22 protein-coding genes and 1 pseudogene are annotated in these 23648 nt (G+C 51.3%); 8 read left to right on the top strand and 15 right to left on the bottom strand.

The features are described 5' to 3' along the window. Positions 1-49: 49 nt before the first annotated feature. The gene (locus L855_RS12555) at positions 50-1369 is read right to left on the bottom strand and encodes an AAA family ATPase (RefSeq protein WP_159788511.1); all 1320 of its coding nucleotides are present in this window, start codon (positions 1367-1369) and stop codon (positions 50-52) included. Between the two features lie 63 nt (positions 1370-1432). Next, positions 1433-1654 (bottom strand): hypothetical protein, encoded by a 222-nt coding sequence (locus L855_RS12550; RefSeq protein WP_159788509.1) that lies wholly within the window; start codon positions 1652-1654, stop codon positions 1433-1435. 507 nt (positions 1655-2161) lie between these two features. On the opposite strand from L855_RS12550, the gene L855_RS12545 reads away from it, so the two are divergent. The 3 genes and pseudogenes from L855_RS12545 to L855_RS12535 all read left to right on the top strand — a co-directional run. Beyond that, on the top strand, positions 2162-2377 hold the full coding sequence (locus L855_RS12545; RefSeq protein WP_192925027.1) for a hypothetical protein: 216 nt from the start codon (positions 2162-2164) through the stop codon (positions 2375-2377). A gap of 268 nt (positions 2378-2645) precedes the next feature. Next, positions 2646-3917, top strand: coding sequence for an RNA-guided endonuclease IscB (iscB, locus tag L855_RS12540; protein WP_159788505.1), 1272 nt, complete (start codon positions 2646-2648; stop codon positions 3915-3917). A gap of 83 nt (positions 3918-4000) precedes the next feature. Beyond that, positions 4001-4309 (top strand): annotated as a pseudogene (locus L855_RS12535) (Uma2 family endonuclease); the annotation flags it as partial. Positions 4310-4403: 94 nt separating this feature from the next. On the opposite strand, the gene L855_RS12530 reads toward L855_RS12535, so the two are convergent. The 5 genes from L855_RS12530 to L855_RS12510 all read right to left on the bottom strand — a co-directional run bounded on the left by L855_RS12530 (position 4404) and on the right by L855_RS12510 (position 11325). Then, entirely contained in the window at positions 4404-5387 is a 984-nt protein-coding gene (locus L855_RS12530) for a GntR family transcriptional regulator (RefSeq protein WP_159788503.1), read from the bottom strand. 183 nt (positions 5388-5570) lie between these two features. Continuing rightward, positions 5571-8009 (bottom strand): ATP-binding protein, encoded by a 2439-nt coding sequence (locus L855_RS12525; protein ID WP_159788501.1) that lies wholly within the window; start codon positions 8007-8009, stop codon positions 5571-5573. Between the two features lie 80 nt (positions 8010-8089). Next, a complete protein-coding gene (gene rfbB / locus L855_RS12520) occupies positions 8090-9163 on the bottom strand; it encodes a dTDP-glucose 4,6-dehydratase (RefSeq protein ID WP_159788499.1) in 1074 nt (357 codons plus the stop codon). 167 nt (positions 9164-9330) lie between these two features. Then, positions 9331-10353 (bottom strand): hypothetical protein, encoded by a 1023-nt coding sequence (locus L855_RS12515; RefSeq protein WP_159788497.1) that lies wholly within the window; start codon positions 10351-10353, stop codon positions 9331-9333. Between the two features lie 186 nt (positions 10354-10539). After that, positions 10540-11325 carry a DUF1995 family protein gene (locus L855_RS12510; protein WP_159788495.1) on the bottom strand — a complete coding sequence of 262 codons (786 nt, stop codon included), beginning with the start codon at positions 11323-11325 and terminating at the stop codon, positions 10540-10542. Between the two features lie 206 nt (positions 11326-11531). Here L855_RS12510 and L855_RS12505 point away from each other — a divergent pair, with 206 nt between their 5' ends. After that, entirely contained in the window at positions 11532-12194 is a 663-nt protein-coding gene (locus L855_RS12505) for a class I SAM-dependent methyltransferase (RefSeq protein WP_159788493.1), read from the top strand. On the opposite strand, the gene trhO is transcribed toward L855_RS12505, so the two are convergent. Beyond that, a complete protein-coding gene (gene trhO, locus L855_RS12500; RefSeq protein ID WP_159788491.1) occupies positions 12144-13064 on the bottom strand; it encodes an oxygen-dependent tRNA uridine(34) hydroxylase TrhO in 921 nt (306 codons plus the stop codon). The genes L855_RS12505 and trhO overlap by 51 nt on opposite strands. A 99-nt stretch (positions 13065-13163) precedes the next feature. Here trhO and L855_RS12495 point away from each other — a divergent pair, with 99 nt between their 5' ends. Beyond that, a complete protein-coding gene (locus L855_RS12495) occupies positions 13164-13568 on the top strand; it encodes an Npun_F0494 family protein (RefSeq protein ID WP_159788489.1) in 405 nt (134 codons plus the stop codon). Between the two features lie 132 nt (positions 13569-13700). Here the strand turns inward: L855_RS12495 and L855_RS12490 are convergent, their stop codons facing one another. The 6 genes from L855_RS12490 to L855_RS12465 all read right to left on the bottom strand — a co-directional run bounded on the left by L855_RS12490 (position 13701) and on the right by L855_RS12465 (position 19773). Further along, positions 13701-14318 (bottom strand): DUF4126 domain-containing protein, encoded by a 618-nt coding sequence (locus L855_RS12490; protein ID WP_159791090.1) that lies wholly within the window; start codon positions 14316-14318, stop codon positions 13701-13703. A gap of 154 nt (positions 14319-14472) precedes the next feature. Then, positions 14473-15300: a 4-hydroxy-tetrahydrodipicolinate reductase gene (gene dapB, locus L855_RS12485; RefSeq protein WP_159788487.1), complete on the bottom strand. Its 828-nt coding sequence runs from the start codon at positions 15298-15300 to the stop codon at positions 14473-14475. A gap of 154 nt (positions 15301-15454) precedes the next feature. Continuing rightward, a complete protein-coding gene (locus L855_RS12480; RefSeq protein ID WP_159788485.1) occupies positions 15455-16102 on the bottom strand; it encodes a PEP-CTERM sorting domain-containing protein in 648 nt (215 codons plus the stop codon). A 489-nt stretch (positions 16103-16591) separates the two neighbouring features. Then, positions 16592-17257: a PEP-CTERM sorting domain-containing protein gene (locus tag L855_RS12475; RefSeq protein WP_159788483.1), complete on the bottom strand. Its 666-nt coding sequence runs from the start codon at positions 17255-17257 to the stop codon at positions 16592-16594. A 459-nt stretch (positions 17258-17716) separates the two neighbouring features. Further along, the gene (locus L855_RS12470; RefSeq protein ID WP_159788481.1) at positions 17717-17944 is read right to left on the bottom strand and encodes a hypothetical protein; all 228 of its coding nucleotides are present in this window, start codon (positions 17942-17944) and stop codon (positions 17717-17719) included. Further along, the gene (locus tag L855_RS12465; protein WP_159788479.1) at positions 17941-19773 is read right to left on the bottom strand and encodes a S8 family peptidase; all 1833 of its coding nucleotides are present in this window, start codon (positions 19771-19773) and stop codon (positions 17941-17943) included. Before L855_RS12465 ends, L855_RS12470 begins: the two co-directional genes overlap by 4 nt. Positions 19774-19947: 174 nt before the next feature. Between L855_RS12465 and L855_RS12460 the strand changes: the two genes are divergently transcribed. The 3 genes from L855_RS12460 to metX all read left to right on the top strand — a co-directional run bounded on the left by L855_RS12460 (position 19948) and on the right by metX (position 23098). Continuing rightward, positions 19948-20391: a hypothetical protein gene (locus tag L855_RS12460; RefSeq protein ID WP_159788477.1), complete on the top strand. Its 444-nt coding sequence runs from the start codon at positions 19948-19950 to the stop codon at positions 20389-20391. 146 nt (positions 20392-20537) lie between these two features. Beyond that, a complete protein-coding gene (locus L855_RS12455; RefSeq protein WP_159788475.1) occupies positions 20538-21845 on the top strand; it encodes an O-acetylhomoserine aminocarboxypropyltransferase/cysteine synthase family protein in 1308 nt (435 codons plus the stop codon). 200 nt (positions 21846-22045) lie between these two features. Further along, on the top strand, positions 22046-23098 hold the full coding sequence (metX, locus tag L855_RS12450; RefSeq protein WP_159788473.1) for a homoserine O-acetyltransferase MetX: 1053 nt from the start codon (positions 22046-22048) through the stop codon (positions 23096-23098). A gap of 46 nt (positions 23099-23144) precedes the next feature. Here the strand turns inward: metX and L855_RS12445 are convergent, their stop codons facing one another. Further along, complete coding sequence (locus L855_RS12445; protein WP_159788471.1) at positions 23145-23645, bottom strand: DUF6714 family protein; 501 nt, start codon at positions 23643-23645, stop codon at positions 23145-23147. Positions 23646-23648 lie beyond the last annotated feature (3 nt).

The raw sequence follows: 23648 nt of genomic DNA, 5'->3' as shown, positions 1-23648 counted from the left end.
TAAGCCTGGTTTTGGAAGGAGCACAATGGAGATAGTTATGTTATTGCTTTTATTTGAAGGTTGAAGTTTTTAAAAGTGGATTAACGTCAAACCATGACCCTTTATTGTCGCGATATTCAAAGATTAAAAGGCTGCGAATTAAGGGTTGATAGTCAGCGTCACCACTAATTTTTTTGTGTTTGACGACAAACTTTAAGAGTTCTTTCTCGTCACGGGTAATACTGCGTAGAAGTTGGTCGCGGCGTTCGCGGAGGGTGGAGTGAAGGGACGTTTGGGAGAGGGGAAATTGTCGTTCTTTTTCGATTTGACGGTGAAATAAGCGTAGCAAATTTCGGGGATGTCCGCCACTGGCGTAACAGAGGCGATTGAGGGTTTGAGAGTCGTCAAAGAGGCGATCGCACCATTGCTGGCGTTCTTGGGGGGTGGCATCGGGAAAGGCCCGGGCTAGGATAAGCTGCCGTAATCGGCTTAATCCGGGCTTCGAGGGGCTGCCCTGGCGGTGTTTAATGGAGACCATTGGGAGCACCTTAGGATCGACTCCAAGGCTGAGATTGAGGCGGCTGAGGTCGCGGGAAAAGAGGAGACTGGAGGGGATGGTATACACCACATGACAGTTGAGTTTACAGAGGCGATCGCCGCGATCGACAAATAGATATTCAGGTTGGGGTCGTCCCCAGGGTTTTTGACTGCTTTCGAGGCGATCGAGATTATCGACTAAAATCACCAGACCGATTTTGCCTTGTTGCCGTAAGTGCTCGACCACGGGATTGATGAGTTCCTGATTGAAGGCATCGAGGAAGGTCTGAATCCGAGGTTCGAGATATTGTCGCAGTTGCGATCGCAAATCCGGTCGTCCGTGGGTTCGCTGACTCAGTTGTTGGAGTTGTCCCCGGAAGCGATCGCCATCTCTGGGGTCTTCGAGGGGCGGAATTTCGGTGGATACGAGACTATTGGCTGTTTTGACCAGGGAAAAAAGTTGTCCCCCGGGCGGAATCACGATGTTTTTACCAAAACGATCGTAAACTTGCCGGGCGATCGCCAACAGCACATCCCCCACATCTAAATCGGCCATATCTAAGTCTTGGGAAGACTCAAAATAAACCACGGCAAAGTTATGGTGTTGCAAGATAGCCTGAAGCCGTCGCAGTTCCGTGGATTTGCCGCAGCCGATATGACCAGCTAATAACTGACAGGTGGGTTCTTGAGGACAAAAGACACGGATCGTTGCATCGAGTTCCCCGAGGAGATCGCCCCCTCGGGTTTTGGATAAATCAACATAGTAACGACGGTCTTGGCGACGGGTAACATCGAGGGTTTGACTGGGATTACAGGCTCGATACACGGTCGCCACATCTAAGGATGCAATCATAATGGCGGCTTGGGTAGAGGGTTGTGGAGATACACCCAATTCCGACCAAGTTTGAGGTTGGTCCTAGTCACAAATGCCGAGCCAGACACATTTATCAGACTCTTCTCCTCGTCCGGCGACGAGGGTTGATTCTAGAGGCTGGTGAGAGTCTGGCAGTTGCTGGAGTTGGCTAAAGAGGGGCGTTAGGACGGTAAATGTGGCAATGGTTAGATAGATCAGAGTCCAAGGTTGACGCTCACCTAGGGATTTTGCAGGAGATGGGATGACTTGAAGGCTGGTTCTCATTGGGGAATACTCCATGAAGTTCAACAAGGGACATTGGTTTAGACTCACCCGTCGATGGGGCAAGTTGTCCTATACTTCTCTTTTCAAGGAGTCTTGGCCCTATTCTGGCAAGTTTTGCATGGCTGGGCTGGGTGACTATGACAGTTTGGGAATAGGGAAAGAAGGCAGTAGGGGGGGAGAAGGCAGTAGGCAGTAGGCATAACCCACCCCGCCCTCCGGGCACCCCTCCCAAGAGGGGATAGACGTTAAGGCAGTAGGCAGTAGGCATAACCCACCCCGCCCTCCGGGCACCCCTCCCAAGAGGGGATAGACGTAGCCCTTGTGGTCGGTGAGCGATAGCCGAACTGTGGTCGGTGAGCGATAGCCGAACTGTGGTCAGCGAGCGATAGCCGAGCTGTGGTCGCCCTCTTCGGGCAAGAGGTAAGAGATAAGAGGCGTTTGTTATCATGGGGGTTGATCTCTTAATTAACATGGGTTATGTCGCCCGAGAGTACGTCAGAAGCGTTGATGCCAGATAAAGACCTTCAGCCCTGGCAGCCGACTCCCCCACCAAGCAATTTAGTATTTGATGACGGAGAACCCTTGGAAAGCCATCGTCACCGCCTGGCTATGAATCTGCTGATTGACTCAGTGGAAGTGACCCTCAGCCATCGTCAGCACCCCCGGCTGAAGCACGGGGGCTTCGTGCCTCCTCTTCAGGTAGCTGACCAGCTATCGCCCTAACAGGCTACGTTTGCTGAAGCACGGGGGCTTCGTGCCTCCTCTTCAGGTAGCTGACCAGCTATCGCCCTAACAGGCTACGTTCAGAGCAAGAGTTAACGTTCCTACCCTGGAATGCGTGCTAGTTCCAGGCACTAGAACCGAATCGTTAAACAGTCCTAAGGGGTTAAGACAGTGCGATTGGGAAAGTACCGACTCTGAACATTAGCGTTCGCGCAGCGTGCGCGTTAGCGCATAGCCAACGTTACGAGCAATCAGAAGAGACGCAACAATGTCTAACCATGTTTTCGTTTTAGATACCAACCGCAAGCCCCTGACCCCCTGCCAGCCAGGGGTCGCACGGTCACTACTCAAAGCCGGAAAAGCATCGGTATTTCGACGCTACCCATTCACCATTATTCTAAATAAGGAGGTTGATGCGAATCCTGAACCGGTCGAATTCAAATTAGACCCAGGCTCTAACGTCACTGGAATTGCCCTGAAGCAAGGGAATCGAATCATCTTTGCTGCCGAGTTGCAGCACCGAGGACAGCAGATTAAGGAAGCACTGCTGTCTCGTCGTCAACTCCGACGTTCTCGACGAAACCGCAAGACCCGATATCGACCAGCTCGGTTCTTGAATCGGACTCGTCCCGAAGGTTGGTTAGCTCCCAGCTTGCAGCATCGAGTAGATACTCTAATGACCTGGGTTCACCGATTTCGTGGACTTGCCCCAGTTGGCCAGATTACTCAAGAGCTAGTACGGTTCGACCTGCAATTGATGGAAAACCCTGAGATCTCAGGTGTTGAGTATCAGCAGGGAGAATTACAAGGCTATGAAGTTAGGGAATACCTGTTGGAGAAGTGGGGCAGAACCTGTGCTTACTGTGGGGTGAAACATGTACCACTTGAAGTTGAGCATATCCAGCCTCGGTCTAAGGGTGGCTCTGACCGGGTTTCTAACCTGACTCTGGCTTGCTGCTCATGCAATCAAGCCAAAGGCCATGGGGACATTCGGGATTTTTTATCGGGCCAGCCTGATGTCCTGAGTCGTCTTCTGGGGCAGGCCAAATCACCCCTTAAAGATGCGGCTGCCGTTAACTCGACCCGATGGGCCTTGTTCAAGGCTCTCAAAGCAACAGGACTCCCAGTTACCACAGGAACTGGCGGGCAAACGAAGTTCAATCGACTTCGGCTTAACCTACCCAAGGCTCATTGGCTTGATGCTGCCTGTGTTGGAGACGTCGAATCACTCGACATTCTGACGTCAAAACCGTTGCTGATTGTAGCGAAGGGGCATGGAACTCGTCGGATGTGCGGGACGAATAAGTATGGATTCCCTACTCGTCACCGCTCCAGGAGACAAATTCACAACGGTTTTCAGACTGGCGACATCGTGACGGCTACGGTCACGGCAGGGAAGAAAATTGGCTCCTATGTAGGACGGGTTCTCTGCCGTGCGTCTGGCAGTTTTGATATTACCACCGCCTCGGGACGGGTGGCAGGTATCAACCACAAATACTGCAAACCTATTCACCGAAAGGATGGTTACGCCTATGCTTGAAAGATTGACGGGGACTAAAGTCCCCCTGTCCCGTTTCCTCCCCGGTCTCAAGACACGGGGCTTCCACGCTCCCAAGAGGTTTACGTGAGGATTACTTTGTCGGCGGTAATATGTTCGTCTATTACAGTCGGGACCAAGCCATGAATCGAGATTTTCGTGGCCCCGATTGTTTTGTGGTGTTAGATGTTCCGGGCGATCGCGAGCGTCAGGGCTGGATTGTGTGGGAAGAGGAGGGACGCTATCCAGACATCATTATCGAGTTGATGTCCCCGAGTACGGCCCAGGTCGACTTCACTCAGAAGAAGGATCTCTATGAGCGGACGTTCCGTACCCCGAAATACTTTGTCTATGATCCGTTTAAACCTGAGTCTCTGAGGGGGTGGCGACTCGACCCAAAGCCGAACAGCAATGAGCCGAAGCCGAACAGCAACGCGCTGAACGACTGGCGGCGAAACTTCGAGAACTGGGGGTGAATCCTGAGGAACTCTAGTCTAAGCCCAACTCTCGTTTGAGCAGTTCGATGGATTTACTACTGATGTAGTTCTCGAAGCAGGTGACTTGAGGGGGACGAATCAGGTCTTCTCGGGCGGCTTGGATGGCAGTTTTGACCGCATCGAGACTGGCGCGATCGCAGATAATCGTCCGGGCACTACGAACCATGGCGTTGAGTTTATAGGTATTCCCTAACTCGGTGGTAATCACCAGTAACTCGTCACCGCGCAGACTATGGACAATCACTTCAGCGGCTCGTAATAACCCGGAACTGATGCTCACGAGTCCCAAACAGCTATCTTTAGCCAAGTCTTTCACCAGTTCGGTTTCCTTGGCGTAATCATAAATATCGATGGGAATCACCCGCACGGCTTTGGGAGCGGCGACGGATTCGGCTTCACCAATGAAATAGCGACTGGTGACGACGGTTCCTGAGTGAGCCTTGTCGAGAACTTCCGACAACTCCTCCATGGGAACCAGTTGGACGGGGATTTTTAGGGCTTGTTCGAGTTCTTGGGACATCAACTCTCCCACACCAATATCCTGGAGGGGGGCCGTCACCAAAACCCGGGCGCTACAGCGTAAACGCCAGTCAATCTCCCCGAGAAATAACTCTCGCGCTTCGTTGAGGGAACAGCCTTTGTTGAGGAGTTCGTCTAGGCTGCGTTTGATGACATCGTGGGCCTCGGGATATTGGGCCCAGATGGGAGAACTCAGGTGTGTTCCCCCGCCTTCGTGGCCCTGAGCGCGAACGTAAATCCCAGAACCGGCTTGAGCCTCCACTAGGCCAATGTCTTCGAGTTGGCGGTAGACCTTACTGATGGTGTTGCGGTGTAAGCCGGTCTGCATCGCCAGTTGCCGGGTACTGGGTAACCGATGTCCGGGGGGAAACTGACGGGAGGCGATGGCAAAGCGAATTTGATTAAAGAGTTGGTTGGAGGCGGGAATGTCGCTGTCCGATTGAATATGAAATTTCATAGGTTTTTGTAGAACCCTAACGCAAAAAATCAGCAGAGGTTAGTGGGTGTTTCTCATGCTATCCCATCTTACTGTACCGCTAATCCAAACCCCTCCTCTACTTTAGCCTCCAGAGGAGAGTGTCTCATCAACTGCTGTGGATTGAGATCTCAGGGTTGTCTGAGTGCTGGCTGCTGCTCCCTCTTAGCTGGATTGATCTGAAGTTGCTTCTGAGGCTGACTTTATTTCAAGATCCCGGGTCAGTTCCTGCACCAGTTGGCGAACTTGGAAGGTTTGGATCAGGTGACGATAGTGCTGACAAAAGTCGATCAGGCGTGCATCTTCTACTTCTATGCTATCTAGGGAATGACCCAAGCGATTTAAACTACCCCGCTTGGCGAGATGTAACAGTTCGACTAAATGGGACTGTGAGGGAAGTTGATTGGGGTCTGCTGAACGGTTGGCGACTGTGAGCTGTTCCTTTGTTTCAGCGGTCACGTGCCCTCCAGCGTTGCCAATGGGTTCACAAAGGTCAATATCTAGATTTAAATCGAAACAAAAGCAACTGCCCGATCCCAGTTGTGATTCTACTTTAAGCTTGGTTCCCATCTGATGGAGGATTTCTTGAACAATGACCAATCCTAAGCCGGTTCCTTCTGTATTGTGCTCTGGGGTGCTCACCTGTTCAAAGGGGTGGAAAATACGATCAATATCTGAACGGGCAATACCAATGCCTGTGTCCCGGATTTCAAATTGAACGTGGACTGAGTTGACCTCTGAGGAGGAATTTTTCGTTAAGGAGGAAAGAGTCTCAATCCGAAACTCAACATCTCCGCCGGGTTCTGTGAATTTAATTGCATTGCCTAATAAATTGATGAGGACTTGCTTTAGCCGTTTATCATCGACGACAATATAAGATGGAAGCTCAGGAGAACGAAAAATATTTAGGTTGAGAGATTTTTCTTCTGCCTTAACTTGGCATATTTCAATGACGGTTTCTAATAGTTTTGCAAAATTGGTTATTTTGGGATTTATACTGAGTTCACCGGCTTCGATTTTGGCGAAATCTAGAATGTCGTTAATTAGATTGAGGAGATGATTACCACAGTTGTAGAGAGAGTTCAGTTGTCTAACTTCTAAGGCGGTTAAATGTTGAGAGTGCATTAAAATCTGGGCATAGCCGAGAACCCCATTTAGGGGAGTTCTCAGTTCATGGCTCATATTGGCAATAAATTTACTTTTGGCGGCATTGGCGGCATCGGCGACTTGTTTGGCTTCTTGGAGTTGGGCCGTCCGCTCTGCTACTTTATCTTCGAGAACATCAAAGGAGGTTTGCAGTTGTTGGGCCATTTGTCTAAAGGAGTCTGAGAGTTGACTGATTTCTCGGATTCCTCCCTTTGGAATAGGGCGATCGCGTTTTCCATGGGCAATATCTTGACTGATTTCACTGAGTTCGAAAAGGGATTGAGTCAGCCAACGGGCCGTCAGCCAACCTAGTCCAGCAGCAATAACGAGGGCGATCGCACATAAAATAAGAGTTAAACGCTGGTTAGCTTCAATTTCTCCCATAAACTTCGATTCGGGAACAATGACTACACTACGCCAGCGAACACCATAGTTATCACGAATTAGGCGAACTTGTAAGAAGTAATTTTCAGTTTCAGTTTGAAGATAGAGGTTTTTTCGCTCTGTAATCTGGCTCCAATGACCAAATTTAGATTCCAAGTATTGGGCAGATTTTGCAATAATACTTTGGTTGCTATTGCGAGCATAGGGACGTAGGAACTGTCCTGGATAGTCTGGATCTACAGTGATTGAATTGAGGGGATCTGTTCCGTCAGAAATGCCAATGAGTTGACCGGTTGAGTCCACAATATAGGCTTGTCCATCATAGTCAATATCAAGTTGTTTAAGGACATTACTAATATATTGTAGTTGTAGGGTAACGGTTGTGACTCCTAACAAGGTATGATTTTCATCGTAAACGGGTTGAGATGCCGTAATCGCCAGTGAGTTATTGGCGGCCTGACTTATGGGAATATAGAGAGGACTCCAGTTACTATGACCTAAGCCGATGGTTCGTTGATACCAAGGGCGATCGCGAGCATCGAAATCCTGTTTCATAAGACGCCCAGTGGTCATCTGTCCTAAAATATCCACTGAGAAACTCCTGAAGTTTCCCCCGGTTGCTTCGTCAGCATATTCAATATAATAATGGGTTTCATTGTCAATTTTTCGTGACGCAACCCCAATAAAATGACCCTGATTGGATTCTCCAAAACCAATACTATTAATTGAGGGAAACGTTTGGAGTTGGTCCCAAAAGAGGGGTTGCAGGTTCCGAACATTACTAACATCAATGCGATCGCGCGCAACTGCTTTAGCGGTGATTTGATTGACCGTCAAGGGAATTTCAAGAAACTTAGCAATTTCCGTTTCAATGCGATCGCTCTTTTCCTGGGCCAGTTGGCTCACAAGATTATGAACTGCCTGACGGCCCTTGCGCAGCGAAAACCAGCCCGTTAAGCCGACAATCAAGATGATTTCCAGGAGAAAGGGAACCACCAAAATAAGGCGCAACGGAACCTGAGTACTCAGTCGTTGTATTGGTTGTGTGATGGCTGTGAAACGACCATGAAACATATCCAACGAACCCAACTTAGAGAAAAGAGGGGATTAGGTTTGATAACCTCAGGGCCCCTTCCTTCATGGTAGTCTCTAGTTTAGGTGGAAGTCGGGGCTGACTCAGGGCCATATACCTGGTCGTAGTAGTTGCGGTAATCTTCTGAGAGCAAGGGTTTCCACCAGTCTTCATGACTGAGATACCAGCTCACAGTCCGTCGTAACCCTTCTTCGACTGTGACCGACGGTTGCCATTCTAGTTCTGTCTTGATTTTACTGGCGTTGATAGCATAGCGCCGGTCATGTCCGGGGCGATCGCGGACAAATGTTATCAACTCTTGACTTGGACGAACTGGCAGTTGAGGGGCCATTTCATCCATTAATGTACAGAGGAGATGGACGAGATCTAAGTTTTTGACTTCATTGTTGCCGCCAACGTTATAGGTTTGTCCAGGACGTCCGTTAAAAATCACTGTATCCAGGGCGCTACAGTGGTCTTCTACATAGAGCCAATCCCGCACATTTTGCCCATCTCCATAGATGGGGAGGGGTTTCCCGAGGAGGATGTTGATACACATCAGGGGAATCAGTTTTTCGGGGAAGTGATAGGGGCCGTAGTTATTGGAACAGTTGGTGATTAGGGTTGGTAGGCCATAGGTATGGAAGTAGGAACGTACGAGATGATCACTTCCGGCTTTGGAGGCGGAATAGGGACTATTGGGTGCGTAGGCGGTGGTTTCGGAGAAAGGAGGATCGTCTGGGCCGAGACTTCCGTAGACTTCATCGGTGGAGACATGGAGAAATCGTCCCCGTTGATGTTGGCTGTAATGCTGACGGAAGGCTTCGAGGAGGGTAAATGTGCCGACGACGTTGGTTTGGATAAAGGCTTCGGGGCCGAGGATTGAGCGATCAACATGGGATTCGGCGGCGAAATGGGCCACGATATCAATTTCATGTTCACTCAACAGACGATCCAGGAGGGGGCGATCGCAGATATTGCCCTGAACAAAGGTTAGTTTACCTTGTTGTTCGAGGTCGGCGATATTGGCGCGATTTCCGGCATAGGTGAGGGCATCGAGAACCACGACAGGGGCTTCTGGATAGTTTTGACACCAGTGGCGAACAAAGTTTGAGCCGATAAATCCGGCTCCTCCGGTAATGAGAATAGGGTGCATAGGGAATAGGGAATAGGGAACAGGGGATAGGGAATAGGGGGTAACCCACCCCTCACCCCGGGGCAAGATGGGGAGGGTAGGGTGTGTTCCGGCTTGCAATCGTTGTTAGCTTTGAGCGTTTAATGGGAATTTGCCGGAACGCACCGCCTTAATTTGCTTGGCTTGGGTTAGTCGCTCAGGATTTGTAGACGAACGCTGTGTTCGCCGCTGTCATCAAGGGGAACTTCGATGATGGGGCCGCTGATGCGTTCGACGATGGTGATGAGCGATCGCAGGTTGGGGGTGCTGGCCCCGGTGTCCACATAGAGGCGATCGGCTTGGCTGGAGAGACGCTTCCAGGTGGTATAGAGTTTTGTCACCGTTTGTTCGAGTTGGGCCGCCTGTTTGACCAAATCTGAGGCGACACTCAAGGAACCGATCCGTAGGGCCTCTTCTAGGGCCATTTCTAAATCCAGGGACGGATCTTGTAGGGTTTGTACCTGAGAGGCGGCGTCAATATATTTTGAGAGATTGCGGGCTTCGGTGGTGAGTTGTTTTAATGTTTCCACATCGGGATGTTCGGCGGCTTCCCGTTGAATCTCTTTGAGATGGTTTTCTGGGAGTTTTTCGAGTTCTCGAACCAGCGGGGCTACATGGCGGGCGGGTAAGGAGTGATCCGCTGCTAAATCCCGGACTTCTTCAGGTAATAACTCTGATGTCATGGCCATCCACTCATCGGAGAGTTGTTTGACTTCGCGGCGGGTAATGCGATCGCCATCCTGGGCCGCTGAGGCTACCAGTTGCTGGACTTCGATGGGGGAGTTGGCGGTTTCGACAAAGGCTCGTTTACTGAAGTTGTTAATGCTGTTGGGGTCGAGTTTACCCTGTTGGAGTAAGGTGTCGGCACTATTGGCCAGTTCAATCAGGGAATAGGCTTGACTTTTGCTGATTTCCCGTTCGCTGAGCCATTTGAGAAAGCCTTTACCCCGTCCCTCACCGCCAATTTTTTCGCGATCGCGCACGGCCCGCAAAATCCGCCCCCGCCAAATATCGGTTTGTAAGTTAAAGCGATCGCACACCAACCAGGCGCGATCAATTTGTTGCAAAAACTCAAAATCTGGTAAATCCTCATCCTCAGGATTGGGCAGATCAAAGTCTAAATCTGGGGGTTCTTGGAGAACTTCAATGAGTTCGTCTTGTAAGTCTGGCATAGGGGAAGGGAACAGGGAACAGGGAACAGGGAACAAAAAAGACGTAGGGGCGTACCCTTGTGGTCGGTGAGCGATAGCCGAACCGTGGTCGCCCTAGGCAGTAGGCAGTAGGCAGTAGGCAGTAGGGGGGGGAATAGGGAACGGGAAACACCTCCCTTTTGCCTTTTGCCTATTGCCTCTTGCCTTTTACTGGGTGAGGGCGCGGATGAAGCGTTGGACTTCGGCGAATAGGCCTCGGGATTGGGGTTTGTTGGAACTTGGGGGAGCGTTGGAGTCACTCTCGCTGGGTTCGGGGGAACTGTCTTCGAGTTCTTCACCCATTAGTAGGCGTTCAAGTTCCTCGCCAACGGGTTTGTAGGACATTTCCGTTAACACCTCATATTGATTCTCCTCATTTAACGTCCAGACAATCCAGGGCGAGGGATAAATCCGTAAGAGAGCGCCACCGGGAAGGGGACGAACATAATAGCATGAGGTGATTTTGCTGAGGAAGCGTTCCCGTAACTGGCGGGCGGCGTAGCCAATGCCCACGGTGGCAACACTTTCGAGGCGAGGGAGGAGGAGAATAACCGGGCGATCGCCGGCTTCGTTGGCCAGTTTCTCGACTTGTTCAATTTCCACATCCGACGGTTCCACCAACAGATAGCACTCATCCGTCTCTTCCATCTGACTGGTGACGGGGAGGCGACGACTGCCCACATCGGTAATTTTAAAGGGGGTATCTCCCCAATCCCGCCGCGCCAAAGCTGCGGCCCCAGTGTCGGGGAACATGACTTTGAGGTTATAACCCATCTCCGTCAGTACGGGGATAAAGGTTTCAGCAATAGGTTGGGCCTTTAGTTCTGGATAGACGATCTCAACCTGGATTACGCGATAGCCATCCTCCAGGGCTGCTTTCGTCGCCGCCTTCGCCTGGGCGATCGCATCCTCTAAATCATCTGGGAGTTCAATCCGATTTTCTGTAGTATCCATCCCGTGGTAAAAACCCTGTAACGCTTTAACATAGTCAGTTGACTCCCATTTTAACCCCTCACGGCATCCCCCCTATTGCCTCGGGCGACCACGGTTCGGCTATCGCTCACCGACCACAAGGGTACGCCCCTACGTCTATCCCCTCTTGGGAGGGGTGCCCGGAGGGCGGGGTGGGTTATGCCTACTGCCTACTGCCTTCTTCCCCCATGTCCCCCAAAACCCTCGGCTTATCCCCCCAACTCCACGATTATCTCCTCAATATCTCCCTCCGAGAGCATCCAGTATTACAGCAGTTGCGCCAGGAAACCGCCCACTTACCCGGTGCCAGGATGCAGATTGCGCCGGAACAGGGGCAGTTTATGGCCCTACTGGTACAGCTTCTCGGGGCGCGAAAAACCCTAGAAATTGGCACATTTACTGGTTATAGTGCCTTGGTGGTGGCCCTGGCATTGCCCCCGGAGGGCCGGCTGGTAACTTGTGATATTGATGAAACGACGACGGCGATCGCCCGTCGCTATTGGCAACAAGCCGGAGTCGCTGACAACATTGAGTTACGCTTGGCCCCCGCCTTAGACAGTCTGGATCAACTTTTGGCCGCAGGAGAGGCCGAGAGTTTTGATTTTGCCTTTATTGATGCGGATAAGCGTAACTATCCCCACTATTACGAGAAATCTCTGCAACTGGTGCGATCGGGGGGCCTGATTGCGATCGATAATGTTTTATGGTCGGGGCAAGTTGCTGATGAAACGGTCAGCGATAAACGCACTCAGGCAATTCGTGAGTTTAACCTTGCCCTCCATCAAGACGATCGCATCTCGTTAAGTGTCGTTCCCATCGCTGACGGCTTGACGTTGGCGTTGAAGCTGTAGCTGGCGCACTTTTTCTTCTCGGCGGCGGCGTTTCTCCTCGCTCAGACTTCCGTAACAATGGGGACAGGAAATCCCCCAGTCGTAGTGGGGAGAGTTGCGCTCTTCTGGGGAGAGGGGATGTCCACAACTGAGACAGAGTTCATAGTCTCCTCGTTCTAGACCATGTCGTACCGCCACTCGCTCATCGAAGACAAAACAGTCTCCCTCCCATAAACTGTCCTCTTCGGGGACGTCTTCGAGGTATTTGAGAATCCCTCCTTTGAGGTGATAAACTTCTTTAAATCCTTGTTTTAAGAGATAAGATGTTGCTTTTTCACAACGAATTCCTCCGGTGCAAAACATGGCAACTTTAGGAGTTTTTTGGGGGTCTAAATTTTCTTTGATATAATCTGGAAACTCCGTGAATGTTGAGGTTTTGGGGTTTTGAGCGCCCTTAAATGTGCCGATTTCGACTTCAAACTCATTGCGAGTATCGATGAGGGTGACCTCGGGATTTGAGATGAGTTGATTCCACTCCGTAGCTTGAATATAGGTTCCTACGGTTTCTTGAGGGTTGATATTCTCTTGTCTGAAGGTGACAATTTCCGGTTTGATGCGAACTTTGAAGCGTTGGAAGGGGGAAGTTTGGCTTTGAGACTCTTTATACTCTAGGCGTTCTAAGCTTTGAAATTGGGGCATTTGGCGCAGTTTTGCCATGAGGTAATCGATCGCCGTTCGGGGTCCGGCGACGGTGGCGTTGATGCCTTCTGGGGCAAGAATCAGGGTTCCTTTGAGATGGCGATCGCCCCCGAACTCCAGAAGCTGCGATCGCAGGGAGTCGAGATCCTGGAGGGGGACAAATTGGTAGAACGTGGCGACAACAATGGACATGGGAACTAGAGCAGACAGGGAAAATCGAGGACGGGAAGAGGAACTTGTAACCTCTGTTCCTTTAGAATACAGGGTACAAGTCCCCCGGCCCCATGAGTTATGACGCTTCCCCCCTCGACCTCGATTCCCTATTCCGAAACTAGCCTCGATCGCGCCCGTCGGGCCATCCGTTGCGCCCCCTTCACCCTGAAACTTTATCAAGACTTCCGTCAACAGGGGATTTTCTTGGAAAAGATTGTCGGTGAGACGGGGGTACAACAGGGATATAGCCTCTATCCCCTGGGAGAACTTGCGGCTGAGAATGATTTATTGTGGCTGATTAATGTAGGGGTTTTACGGCGAGAAGTGGATGGCCAGGGAATTACCGATAGTTTTCGCTTAACTCCCCTCGGGCGAGTGGTGGTGGATGAATGGGCCGCTAACGAAGCCACTTGGCTCGATGAAATTACTCTGGGCGATCGCCTCTCCAACAGTCTCCGCCGCTGGCTGAGATGGCCCTTTTGAGGGGGAAGCCACAAAAAAACCCCGGCGGGGTGTAATTGCCGGGGTTGAATCATCAGGGTGCATCTACCTATCTTTTACTTTCGTCGGGAGGGGAGGGATTCCGGAGACTTTGGCAAAATTTCTGAAATTTTTCTAGGATTGCTGGTTTTCCTCCTCCTCCTCTAGGGCTTCCTGATATTCCGCGTGTTGCATCAAACGACGTTTGTAGCGTTCCTGGCGATGCCAACGATACCAAGCCGAGGAACTGCGAATGGCCAGCCATAATAGGAGGAGGGCAATCAAGCCCCCCTGTTGTGGGGCATCAAAGGCAAAGAGGACGAGGAGCACTGAGAGGGCATCTTGCAGCCAAATGGCCCAGATAGGGAGTCCCCGTAACCGGAAAAACCAACCCGTTTGCACCAATTGCAACACCAATGCCAGCAGTCCGCCAACAATCCCGATTACCCCAACTTGCCAATCTTCAATCTCCGCGAGTTGGGCCACCGCCATGCCGACAATCGCCCCGGCGATGGGCGAAAAGACCAATTGCATGATTTGTAACACTCGTTGCCCGAGAAGTTGTTTTGAAGCAAAGAGTTCAAAACAAGACCAAGCGGCGAGAACTCCTACTACCAGGGAGGGAGAGAAGTTGGAGAGAAGTGGCACATCCGACCAAAGATTGGTTTTCACCAAGCCAATCATCAGCAGAGGTAGACCAATTCTCAGGCCAGCCGCAGCGGATGCAGACAGGGCGGCGAGAATTTCGACCATGTTGTATCTTCCAAGTGCGATCGCCTCGGTGTCCGTGGGAACCGTCACCAAGTGTCTGTCGATTCCGACTTAAACCGACAAGATGGGCTATCTCTAGTGTACGAATAATGACAAAACTTGACTGGAGGGGTGGCACTCTTGGGGGAACTGGAGATTAGATGATCTTCTCTAAGCCATACACCAGAGCGTTGAGTTGGGTGACTTGGCGAATCGACAGAAGGACTCCGGGCATATAACAGGCGCGATCGCTCGTATCATGGCGTAGGGTATAGACCTGGCCGGGGGCCCCAAAGAGAATCTCTTGGTGGGCAATCAGTCCCGGAAGGCGGACACTATGAATACGGATATTTTCTTGGCCCACACTCCCTCGGGCCCCTTGTAACTTCTCCTCTTCCTCAACCGCCGCTGGGTTATAGCGTTTGCCCAATTCCCCCAACATTTCGGCGGTTTTAATAGCTGTTCCTGAAGGGGCATCGGCTTTTTGATTATGATGGAGTTCGATAATCTCCACATGGTCAAAGTATTTCGAGGCTTGAATGGCCGCCTGCTGCATCAGCACCACCCCAATGGAGAAGTTGGGGATAATCAGACAGCCGGTACTGGCTTTTTCGGCAAATTCTGCCAAATCTTGGATTTGTTCAGGACTTAGGCCCGTGGTTCCTACAACCGGACGCACCCCATAGGCGATCGCCGCTCGGATATTCTCATAGACACCACTGGGATGAGTGAAATCCACCATCACCCCTTGAGTTTGTTCCTGGGTGGCCATGACTAAGGTACTTTGTAAGTCACTGAGAATTGGCACTTCCAGAGGACCACAGCCGGCCACCTCACCCACATCCTGGCCCGCCACGTTGGGATTGGTATCCACCGCCCCGAGGAGCATCATATCTTCTGCTTGGGCAACGGCTTTGACGACTTCGCGGCCCATTTTTCCGGCAGCACCGTTAACAACGACAGGGATGGGGGATTGACTGGCCATAAGGTTTCGAGACTGTGACGGTCGAACTACCCTAGCATTCTCACATTTTGCCGACCCTCCCGGCAAGCTCCCTGAATGACCCCACAAAAACGCCCCCAAGTTACGCTTGGGGGCGTTGATAGACCGAGTTAATATCTAATCTCGTTCCTGGATGTTATGCGTCGTCAGATTTGCGACGGAGGAAGCGGGAGGCTAGGGCGATCGCACCTAAACCGAAGATCGTAGCGGGTTCAGGAATTGGATTAGGTTCACCATTTTTCGTATCATAGAACGTCAGGTGAGACAGGCCAGCTTGATTACCCACAGGACCAGGAGTGTTGGGAGTAAACCATTCCCCAGTGGTTGAGACAATTGCTTGTTGCAAACACTCAGAGCTGAACGCATTGGCCCCCATACAAGCAGAGGCATCTGCATCATCGGCAATGTGATAGAAGAGGTTAAAGCTATTACCGCCTTTGGCAACCCAATAGCGAATATCGGGATCTGCAGAATCATCCTTAGTATATGTCCAAGTGCCGCTGGCTGCCCCGTCATCATCAAACGTCCATTCTACGCCGGTGATGGTGGGGAACATGGAGTTAGTTTCCCATTCAGCTATATTGTCATCTTCATAATCAACTTTAGCAATCACCGGAGAGCCGTTGACTTCACAGTTTTCAAATCCTGTGCCAAAGAAACCTGAGCAGTCGTTGCCAGACTGCGTACCCCAGACGAGGTTAGCTGCTTGGGCGGGAGCGGAGGCGGCGAGGAGGCCAACAGCGATGCCGCAGAGGGTTGTGGTGGTTGAGTTTAATAGTTTCATTATCGGAACGTCCTAAAGGGTTATCAAGGGAAATATCCAGAGAAACCCGCGACTGCGGCTTTCGAACTAGACTTTACGTGTTTCTACTGTCATTCTAAACCAAGAGGTCTAGTATGTAACCAAAGCTACGCAGATTTCATCGAAGCTTCACAATACCGCCTGCGTGTCTTCACGTAAGCTTCAAGAACCATTTCCCTGTAATCCTCCCATTCATGGTGATTTTGCCAGATTAGACCGTGAATGCACGTAAAAATACCGTAATCTCGTGACTTAGCTCTGCCAAGTCATGCCCTTGGGGAGGCTCTGCCTCCCAAATGCAGGCGGCAGAGCCGCCCAGAGCGCGTGTCACGGCTTCAGCCATGACACGAGAGGGGAGAGGAGGAATTAAAAAACCCCCCGACCTAGATCGGGGGGTATGGAGAGAAGATTATTAAATGTCCGTGAGCCTGAGCAGCCAGACTAGACCAGAGACCTTAACACCCAGGAGACCTAAGCGTCTTCAGACTTGCGGCGCAGGAACCGAGAGGCCAAAGCCACAGAACCTAAACCGAGAAGAGCAGCGGGTTCGGGAACCGGGGTGGGTTCGGGACCATTGCCACCACTTCCGCTGCCAGTCGTCCAGACTGTGAAGTGAGACAAGCCAGGTCCGACACCTCCACCACCATTGCGTAAATCATCCGTGTTCCAGGTTCCCGACATGGTTACGCCATCAGACTTGTAAGCGGTAAAGGTTGGACCGCCTTTGAGGACGAACATGACAGAGTCGTAGAGGTCGAAGTTAAAGTCTTCAGAGAGTGTCCAAGTCCCGGAGGTTTCCTGACCAGCATTATTTAGAGCAACGGTGAGAGGGCCTTCAGTGCCACTGCTATCATCAACTTTCCAGATTTCCGACCAGCCTGTCTTACCGAACATCTCAGTACTGGTGGTGATGCTATTGGAATCGTTGCCGTCAAAGATCCCTTCGCAGTCCGTGGTTCCGGTTAGGTTCGCGATGTTACAAGTTTCTTGGGCGACAAGACCGCCGCTAGAGCTAGAATTACCTCCCCCATTACCATTACCCCGCCCAGGGCGAGCGCTCGCTCCTTCAACACCAAGCGTCAAGGAGGCGACGGTGGCAACGGACAGACCCACAAGGGTTAAGTTAAAGAATTTCATTGGGAATGGCTCCATTCTAAATAGTTTAGGTTTAGAAAGCGAACCGAGTTCTGGGTCGTCGCCTTCGTTGAGGTGGTGTTTTTGTCCACATCCTTATCTTAGGGGACTCTTTCTACGATGTCTTCTGTTTTGGCAAGAGTTCACCCAAACTTTATTATTTAACGTCTGTAGCTTTACATAAGCTTCATAAATAGAACAGTCATTCTCAAACACAGCCTGTAATCAGTCTATGCCTTACCCCGTGAAGAATACAGATATTGACCTTAACTCATCCCTGACCTCTAAATTGCCGACATTTCGTTTTTAAAACCAATGATAGACCTAGAAAAAATACGGGTTAGCTTTCTACGTATTTTCACTTAATTAATCTAGTTGTTTTCACGTAAAAAGCAAAAACACCTTGGATTTTTTAAGTCCAAAGTGTTTTTAATGGCATTCATTATTCAGTGACTGACCCGCCTAAGTATCAGTTCCCAGTTGGAAGGATTTAACCTCAAAAACTGGACCCACGGCAGCTAGGGTCATCACATCATCACGGACGGTTCCCTCTAAGGTGACGGATTGACCGGACTGTAAGACCTCTGACGGGGTGCTTTCATGGAGTTCATAGACTTGCCCCGTCTCCGTTTCGAGGGTCCAGGTCCCCGTCCCCATGGCGACGTGTTTGATCACTCCGGTTAGCTTCATGCTGTAATTCCTCCAGGTTTCGCGGCCAATCGGGCCAACATCCAACAGGCGATCGCATTCGCCGCCAAGAAGCCTCGGGCCAGCCAGCCACTGCCCAGCCAGACTAACTCAGGGTCTACCACCGCACTGACAGCCAAACAACTTGCCACCCCAAGGGTTGCGCCAATGGCCCACCACTTCCGTTGAGCATGACCCAATAGCAACACCAGTAGCACTCCTGGAATCAAGACACTAGCAAAAATGGGGTTCAACGCCGGATTCCCCTGAACCGCTGTCCCTAACTCCGGCAGGGAACTCCCCGCCAGCCGTAGGGGCCATTGGGGCAAGTCAAATACATAGAAGCTGCGGAGAATGAAGACCCCCGAACTTCCCATGACCAACCCCGTGGCCAGATTCCAATTCCAGCGGAAGGGGAAGTAATTGCGTAGCAACCAGGCCAGCAAATAGGACCCAATCACCATCGCTAACTTGGGAATCAGGGCGATGGTTCCCCCATCAATCCAAAAACGAGGGTTCAAATAGCCGTTATCCCGTAACCAGCGGAAAAAGTCCCGGAAATTCAACTGGCCTTTCACCGCCAACTGGACAGCGGAGGCGGCATCGAGATGACCAGCCCCAAAATGGTTAAAACTATCCTCCTCCACCGCACGGGCCGACTCCTTGAGGATTGTCATGACCTCATCGGGACTCTCAACCCCGGTGGCTTTCACCAAGGCCGCCACAGCAGCGACGTGAGGCGAGGCCATACTGGTTCCCTGAAAGGCGGCAAAGACCGCTGACCCATCTTGAGGATTGAGGGTATGTTGAAGAATCCCCCCGGTTTCCCCATTGCGGGTATCACCGCCAGGGGCAGAAATATCAACGCCAGCGCCAAAATTAGAGTAGGGGGCTTTGTCTCCGGCGGCGTTACTGGCAGCTACTCCTAAGACGCGGGGATAGCGGGCCGGATAGCCGGCACTGTTCTGATTAGCGTTCCCGGCGGCGGCGATAATGACGACTCCCTTGTTATAGGCATAGTCGATGGCATCGCGCATCAGGTGACTCTCGCCACTGCCGCCTAAACTGAGGTTAATGACATCGGCATCATGGTCAGCGGCAAAGCGGATGGCCTCAGCAATATCACTGACCGTACCCCCGCCCTGTTTACTGAGAACCTTTAGGGGCATTAGTTTCGCCTGATAGGCAATCCCCGCCACGCCGAACTCGTTATCGGTGGTCTGGGAGATGGTTCCGGCCACATGGGTTCCGTGACCGTTATCATCATCGGCGGTGACTTGGTCGTTGACGAAATCGTAGCCTTCAACAAACTCGGTTCCCTCTAAGTCGGCGACTTTGAGAATCCCGGTGTCAATTACCGCCACGATGATATCCTCGCCGGTACTGTCGGCCCAGGCCCCTTCGACGTTAATGGCTTTGAGGTTCCATTGTTTGGAATAGAGGGGGTCGTTGGGATAGGACTTGGACAGTCCAGGAATGGCGCTGCCGTCAAAGCTAGACTGAATCGGCTTCTCGGGAACGCCATAAATATAGTTGGGTTCGGCGAACTGTAGGTAAGGCCGGAATTGGCGACGCAGGTCTTGCAGAACTTCGCGATCGCCCTCGACAATATAAATGTGATCCCGTTGGGAAAATTCGCTGTTGAGACGAGGGGTGAGGTTGAACTGTTGCGACATCTCCTCTAACTGCTGGCTGACCTCGGCTGAGGAGAGGTCATCGCGGAAGTTGAGAATCAGGGACTCGTAGGTTCCTTGATTGGCGAGTCCTGAGAAGGTCGCTAAGGCCCACCCCAAGCCCAGGAAAAATAGGCAAGTGAGTAGAAAATTTTTCATGGTGTTAACTGGTTTTGGTGGATGTAGAACCGACTGAGTTGTCTGGTTGAACGGTTAGACCACACCCGATAATGGACAATTGATCATGGAGAATCATCTAGGTTCTCCCAAGATAACGCATCGCGAGTGGGCCCTGAACGGGGGACAATGGGGAGAGCAGTTTTTGAGAGAGTTATGGAACGCGGTTTAATTTGGTTGCCCTTGCTGGTGTTGTTTTTTGGTTTGGCGTGGGCGGGCTGGAATGAGTTTCGTAAAGTGGATGCCTATCAAGGTTGGGCGAAGGGCTTCGATCGCGCTAAATACGATATTCTGTCAGTTTTGGGGCAACGGGGCGATCGCCTGGTGTGGGGTAAACCCAGCCGGACTGGAGTGCTGGAGATGCAGGAGTTCTCCCTGAAAGAAGTCACGGCTATGGAGGTTCAGGTGAATGGTCATGGAATTAACGAAGCCTATCCCCCCAAAACCAGTCGCACGGTTAGCCTTTGTTTTTATCGAGGCGATGAGGGGCCGATTCTGGTTCCCTTTACTGAAATTAGCCTGGCCCTGAAGTGGGCGCAAGCCTTGCGATCGCTCGATCCTGAAACGGGACTCCCCAAACAGGTGTCCCCCAATTCCTAAGGGACAATTGCAACAAAACGTATCAACCCCCACAAAATCCATTGTTCCCAGGGACTGAATCCCTTAAAATACATTGGCCCCAAGCGAGACGCTGTTCCCCCACTACCCCGAACACCACTCACTTCAATCAGGAACGGTTTAGTTTAATGTCAGAAGCCAATCAACACCGCTACGAAACCCTCCAAATCCACGCCGGACAAACCCCCGCCCCCGGAACCAACTCGCGGGCGGTTCCCATCTATCAAACCACCTCCTATGTGTTTGAGGATGCTGATGATGGTGCGGATTTGTTCGCCCTCAAGAAGTTCGGGAATATCTATACCCGAATCATGAACCCCACCACCGATGTGTTTGAAAAACGCATCGCCGCCCTTGAAGGGGGCGTCATGGCCCTGGCCACTGCCAGCGGACAGGCGGCCCAATTCTTGGCCATCAACAATATCTGTCAGGCGGGGGATAATATCATCTCCACCTCCACCCTCTATGGCGGAACCTATAATCAGTTCAAGGTTGCTCTACCACGTCTTGGCGTAGATGTCAAGTTCGTAGACAGCGATGATCCCAAAGCCTTCGGGAAACAAATCGACGAGAACACCAAAGCGATCTACGTCGAGAGTCTCAGCAATCCTAAGTTTAATATCCCCGATTTAGAGGCGTTGGCGGCGATCGCCCATGAGAACGATATCCCGCTGATTGTCGATAATACCTTCGGTTGCGCCGGTTATCTCTGTCGTCCCATTGACCATGGGGCGGATATTGTGGTGGAATCAGCCACAAAATGGATTGGCGGCCATGGAACTTCCATCGGTGGCGTGATTGTCGATTCGGGGAACTTCAACTGGGGAAATGGCAAGTTTCCCATGTTCACCGAACCCTCTGAAGGCTATCATGGCTTGAACTTCCAAGAAGTCTTTGGCCCCGATGGTCCGTTTGGAAATATCGCCTTTATCATCCGCGCCCGAGTGGAAGGATTGCGAGATTTAGGCCCCTGTTTGAGTCCCTTTAACGCCTTCTTGCTGTTGCAGGGGTTAGAAACCCTTTCTCTACGGGTCGATCGCCATACAGACAACGCTTTGGCTCTGGCAAAATGGCTGGAAAAACATCCGAAAGTCGATTGGGTTAGCTATCCCGGACTGACGAAACACGCCTATCATAAACAGGCGAAAAAATACCTCAATCATGGCTTTGGTTGTGTGTTGAGTTTCGGGATTAAAGGAGGCTTAGAAGCCGGTCGCGGCTTTATTAATAATGTGCAACTGGCTTCTCACCTGGCTAACGTGGGAGATGCCAAAACTCTGGTGATTCACCCCGCCTCCACCACCCACCAGCAACTCGACGAAACCGAACAAGCCGCTGCGGGAATCTCCCCGGCCATGGTGCGGGTGTCTGTCGGCTTGGAACATATCGAGGACATCAAAGCGGACTTTGACCAAGCCTTTGCTAAAGCAGGCTAACCGATATAGGTCATTCATGCTAAATTAGCCCCCTCCCCGCCCCAGGGAAGGGGGAAAAACCCAATTTATGATAATTTTGAGAGTGGCTACGTCAAATCTCCCCTGAGGAGGCAATATTGACCCATCCCCTATCGCCTAGGGCGCGCCACTTGCGGTTCGCCCCTACGTCTTTTCTGTGGCCTTCTTCTAACTGTTCACTGATGAAATACCGCCATTTAATTTCCCCCGAGACTCAAATTTATCAGCTACCGGAACCCTTTTCCTTGGAGTCGGGAGAGTTGTTAATGGAGGTTGAAGTGGCGTATCGCTGTTGGGGAACCCTCAATGAATCAGGCGATAATGCGGTGCATATTTGTCATGCGTTGACGGGAAGTGCTGATGCGGATGAATGGTGGGGGCCGCTGTTTGGAGAAGGGCGGACGTTTGACGGCGATCGCAATTTTATTGTCTGTAGTAATGTCTTAGGGAGTTGTTACGGAACGACGGGGCCAATTTCCTTAAATCCGGCGACGGGGAAACCCTATGGGCGGGCGTTTCCGGCGATTACAGTCCGGGATATGGTACGGCTGCAATGGCGATTGTTGCAAGGGTTGGGGGTGAAGAAACTTCAGTTTGTTATTGGCGGTTCCTTGGGCGGAATGCAAGTTTTGGAATGGGGAAAACTCTATCCGGATTATGTCGATCGCATCGTCTCGATTGCAGCAGCGGGACGACATTCGCCCTGGTGTATTGCCATGAGTGAAGCCCAACGTCAGGCGATTTTTGCTGATCCTAATTGGTGTAATGGTAACTATGAGGAAGACGCTCCCCCCACCACGGGGTTAGCGGCGGCCCGGATGATGGCGATGATTTCCTATCGGGCCACGGCGAGTTTTGAAGAACGCTTTGGGCGAGAGGTTCAGGAAAATGGGAAGTTTGCGATCGCCAGTTATTTACGCTATCAAGGACAGAAGTTAGTGAAACGCTTTGATGCGAATACCTATGTGGCGTTGACGGAGGCGATGGATCGTCATGATGTTTCTGGAGGAGAGGGAGATTATCTGGCGGCCTTGGGGGCGATCGCGCAGCCAACGCTGGTGGTGGCGATCGACTCGGATCTCCTCTATCCACCTCGGGATCAGCAGGAGTTAGCCCAATGGATGCCCAACGCCCAGTTAGAGTGGTTATCGTCTCCCCATGGCCATGATGCCTTTTTAATTAATATGGTGGCGTTGAATGAGTTGGTGATGGCGTTTTTGGCCCAGGGAACCTAAAAAAATAGGACATCGGAAAAATCCCCATTCAGTCAACAGCCATACCCTATTCAGGGGTATCAAATTGAAACCAATAGCCATCATAGATGGTTTGAGCAAAATAATCGTCGCTAAACCCCGTTGTATCCTTGGCGCAGAACTTGACAAATTGCGCGCAAGCTCTCATCTGCTGTGGGGTAAATAATGAAAATCGTTGCTTCTGATACTCTGCTAAACCGGGATTGTGGCTATAACTACCCAGAGCATATAAGGTATTGTCTGACCAAACCTCCTCAGTCCTGAGATATCGCAAATACCAAACCATGAAAGCCGGCAAATAAAATCTCATCCCTACCTTGTCCAAGTAACTTAAGGCGGACTGGCAAGCTTTGATATGCTCGTTTGGTACATCTTGCCAACGGCCCCGATAATCCAGGCGGCGATACTCCTCATCGTTGCCGTAGTCGTAGTCATCGTGAGCCTCGGCTACGTGCAACGTCAAGTCCTGAGGTTGAGGAACTCCCTCAAAGGCAGTGTCAATCAATGTAATCAGTTCTTCTACGTTCATCGC

Origin of the sequence: Sodalinema gerasimenkoae IPPAS B-353 (assembly GCF_009846485.1) — a bacterium.
In the GTDB taxonomy this organism is placed as follows: Bacteria; Cyanobacteriota; Cyanobacteriia; order Cyanobacteriales; family Geitlerinemataceae; genus Sodalinema; species Sodalinema gerasimenkoae.
Note: the sequence above shows the minus strand (reverse complement) of the source record. Positions and strands in the feature narration are given on the sequence as shown.

Excerpts from the sequence above, each read along its gene's own strand:
- L855_RS12555 (WP_159788511.1), bottom strand. The coding sequence starts at position 1,369 with ATGATTGCATCCTTAGATGTGGCGACCGTGTATCGAGCCTGTAATCCC.
- L855_RS12550 (WP_159788509.1), bottom strand. The coding sequence starts at position 1,654 with ATGAGAACCAGCCTTCAAGTCATCCCATCTCCTGCAAAATCCCTAGGT.
- L855_RS12545 (WP_192925027.1), top strand. The coding sequence starts at position 2,162 with ATGCCAGATAAAGACCTTCAGCCCTGGCAGCCGACTCCCCCACCAAGC.
- iscB (WP_159788505.1), top strand. The coding sequence starts at position 2,646 with ATGTCTAACCATGTTTTCGTTTTAGATACCAACCGCAAGCCCCTGACC.
- L855_RS12530 (WP_159788503.1), bottom strand. The coding sequence starts at position 5,387 with ATGAAATTTCATATTCAATCGGACAGCGACATTCCCGCCTCCAACCAA.
- L855_RS12525 (WP_159788501.1), bottom strand. The coding sequence starts at position 8,009 with ATGTTTCATGGTCGTTTCACAGCCATCACACAACCAATACAACGACTG.
- rfbB (WP_159788499.1), bottom strand. The coding sequence starts at position 9,163 with ATGCACCCTATTCTCATTACCGGAGGAGCCGGATTTATCGGCTCAAAC.
- L855_RS12515 (WP_159788497.1), bottom strand. The coding sequence starts at position 10,353 with ATGCCAGACTTACAAGACGAACTCATTGAAGTTCTCCAAGAACCCCCA.
- L855_RS12510 (WP_159788495.1), bottom strand. The coding sequence starts at position 11,325 with ATGGATACTACAGAAAATCGGATTGAACTCCCAGATGATTTAGAGGAT.
- L855_RS12505 (WP_159788493.1), top strand. The coding sequence starts at position 11,532 with ATGTCCCCCAAAACCCTCGGCTTATCCCCCCAACTCCACGATTATCTC.
- trhO (WP_159788491.1), bottom strand. The coding sequence starts at position 13,064 with ATGTCCATTGTTGTCGCCACGTTCTACCAATTTGTCCCCCTCCAGGAT.
- L855_RS12495 (WP_159788489.1), top strand. The coding sequence starts at position 13,164 with ATGACGCTTCCCCCCTCGACCTCGATTCCCTATTCCGAAACTAGCCTC.
- L855_RS12490 (WP_159791090.1), bottom strand. The coding sequence starts at position 14,318 with ATGGTCGAAATTCTCGCCGCCCTGTCTGCATCCGCTGCGGCTGGCCTG.
- dapB (WP_159788487.1), bottom strand. The coding sequence starts at position 15,300 with ATGGCCAGTCAATCCCCCATCCCTGTCGTTGTTAACGGTGCTGCCGGA.
- L855_RS12480 (WP_159788485.1), bottom strand. The coding sequence starts at position 16,102 with ATGAAACTATTAAACTCAACCACCACAACCCTCTGCGGCATCGCTGTT.
- L855_RS12475 (WP_159788483.1), bottom strand. The coding sequence starts at position 17,257 with ATGAAATTCTTTAACTTAACCCTTGTGGGTCTGTCCGTTGCCACCGTC.
- L855_RS12470 (WP_159788481.1), bottom strand. The coding sequence starts at position 17,944 with ATGAAGCTAACCGGAGTGATCAAACACGTCGCCATGGGGACGGGGACC.
- L855_RS12465 (WP_159788479.1), bottom strand. The coding sequence starts at position 19,773 with ATGAAAAATTTTCTACTCACTTGCCTATTTTTCCTGGGCTTGGGGTGG.
- L855_RS12460 (WP_159788477.1), top strand. The coding sequence starts at position 19,948 with ATGGAACGCGGTTTAATTTGGTTGCCCTTGCTGGTGTTGTTTTTTGGT.
- L855_RS12455 (WP_159788475.1), top strand. The coding sequence starts at position 20,538 with ATGTCAGAAGCCAATCAACACCGCTACGAAACCCTCCAAATCCACGCC.
- metX (WP_159788473.1), top strand. The coding sequence starts at position 22,046 with ATGAAATACCGCCATTTAATTTCCCCCGAGACTCAAATTTATCAGCTA.
- L855_RS12445 (WP_159788471.1), bottom strand. The coding sequence starts at position 23,645 with ATGAACGTAGAAGAACTGATTACATTGATTGACACTGCCTTTGAGGGA.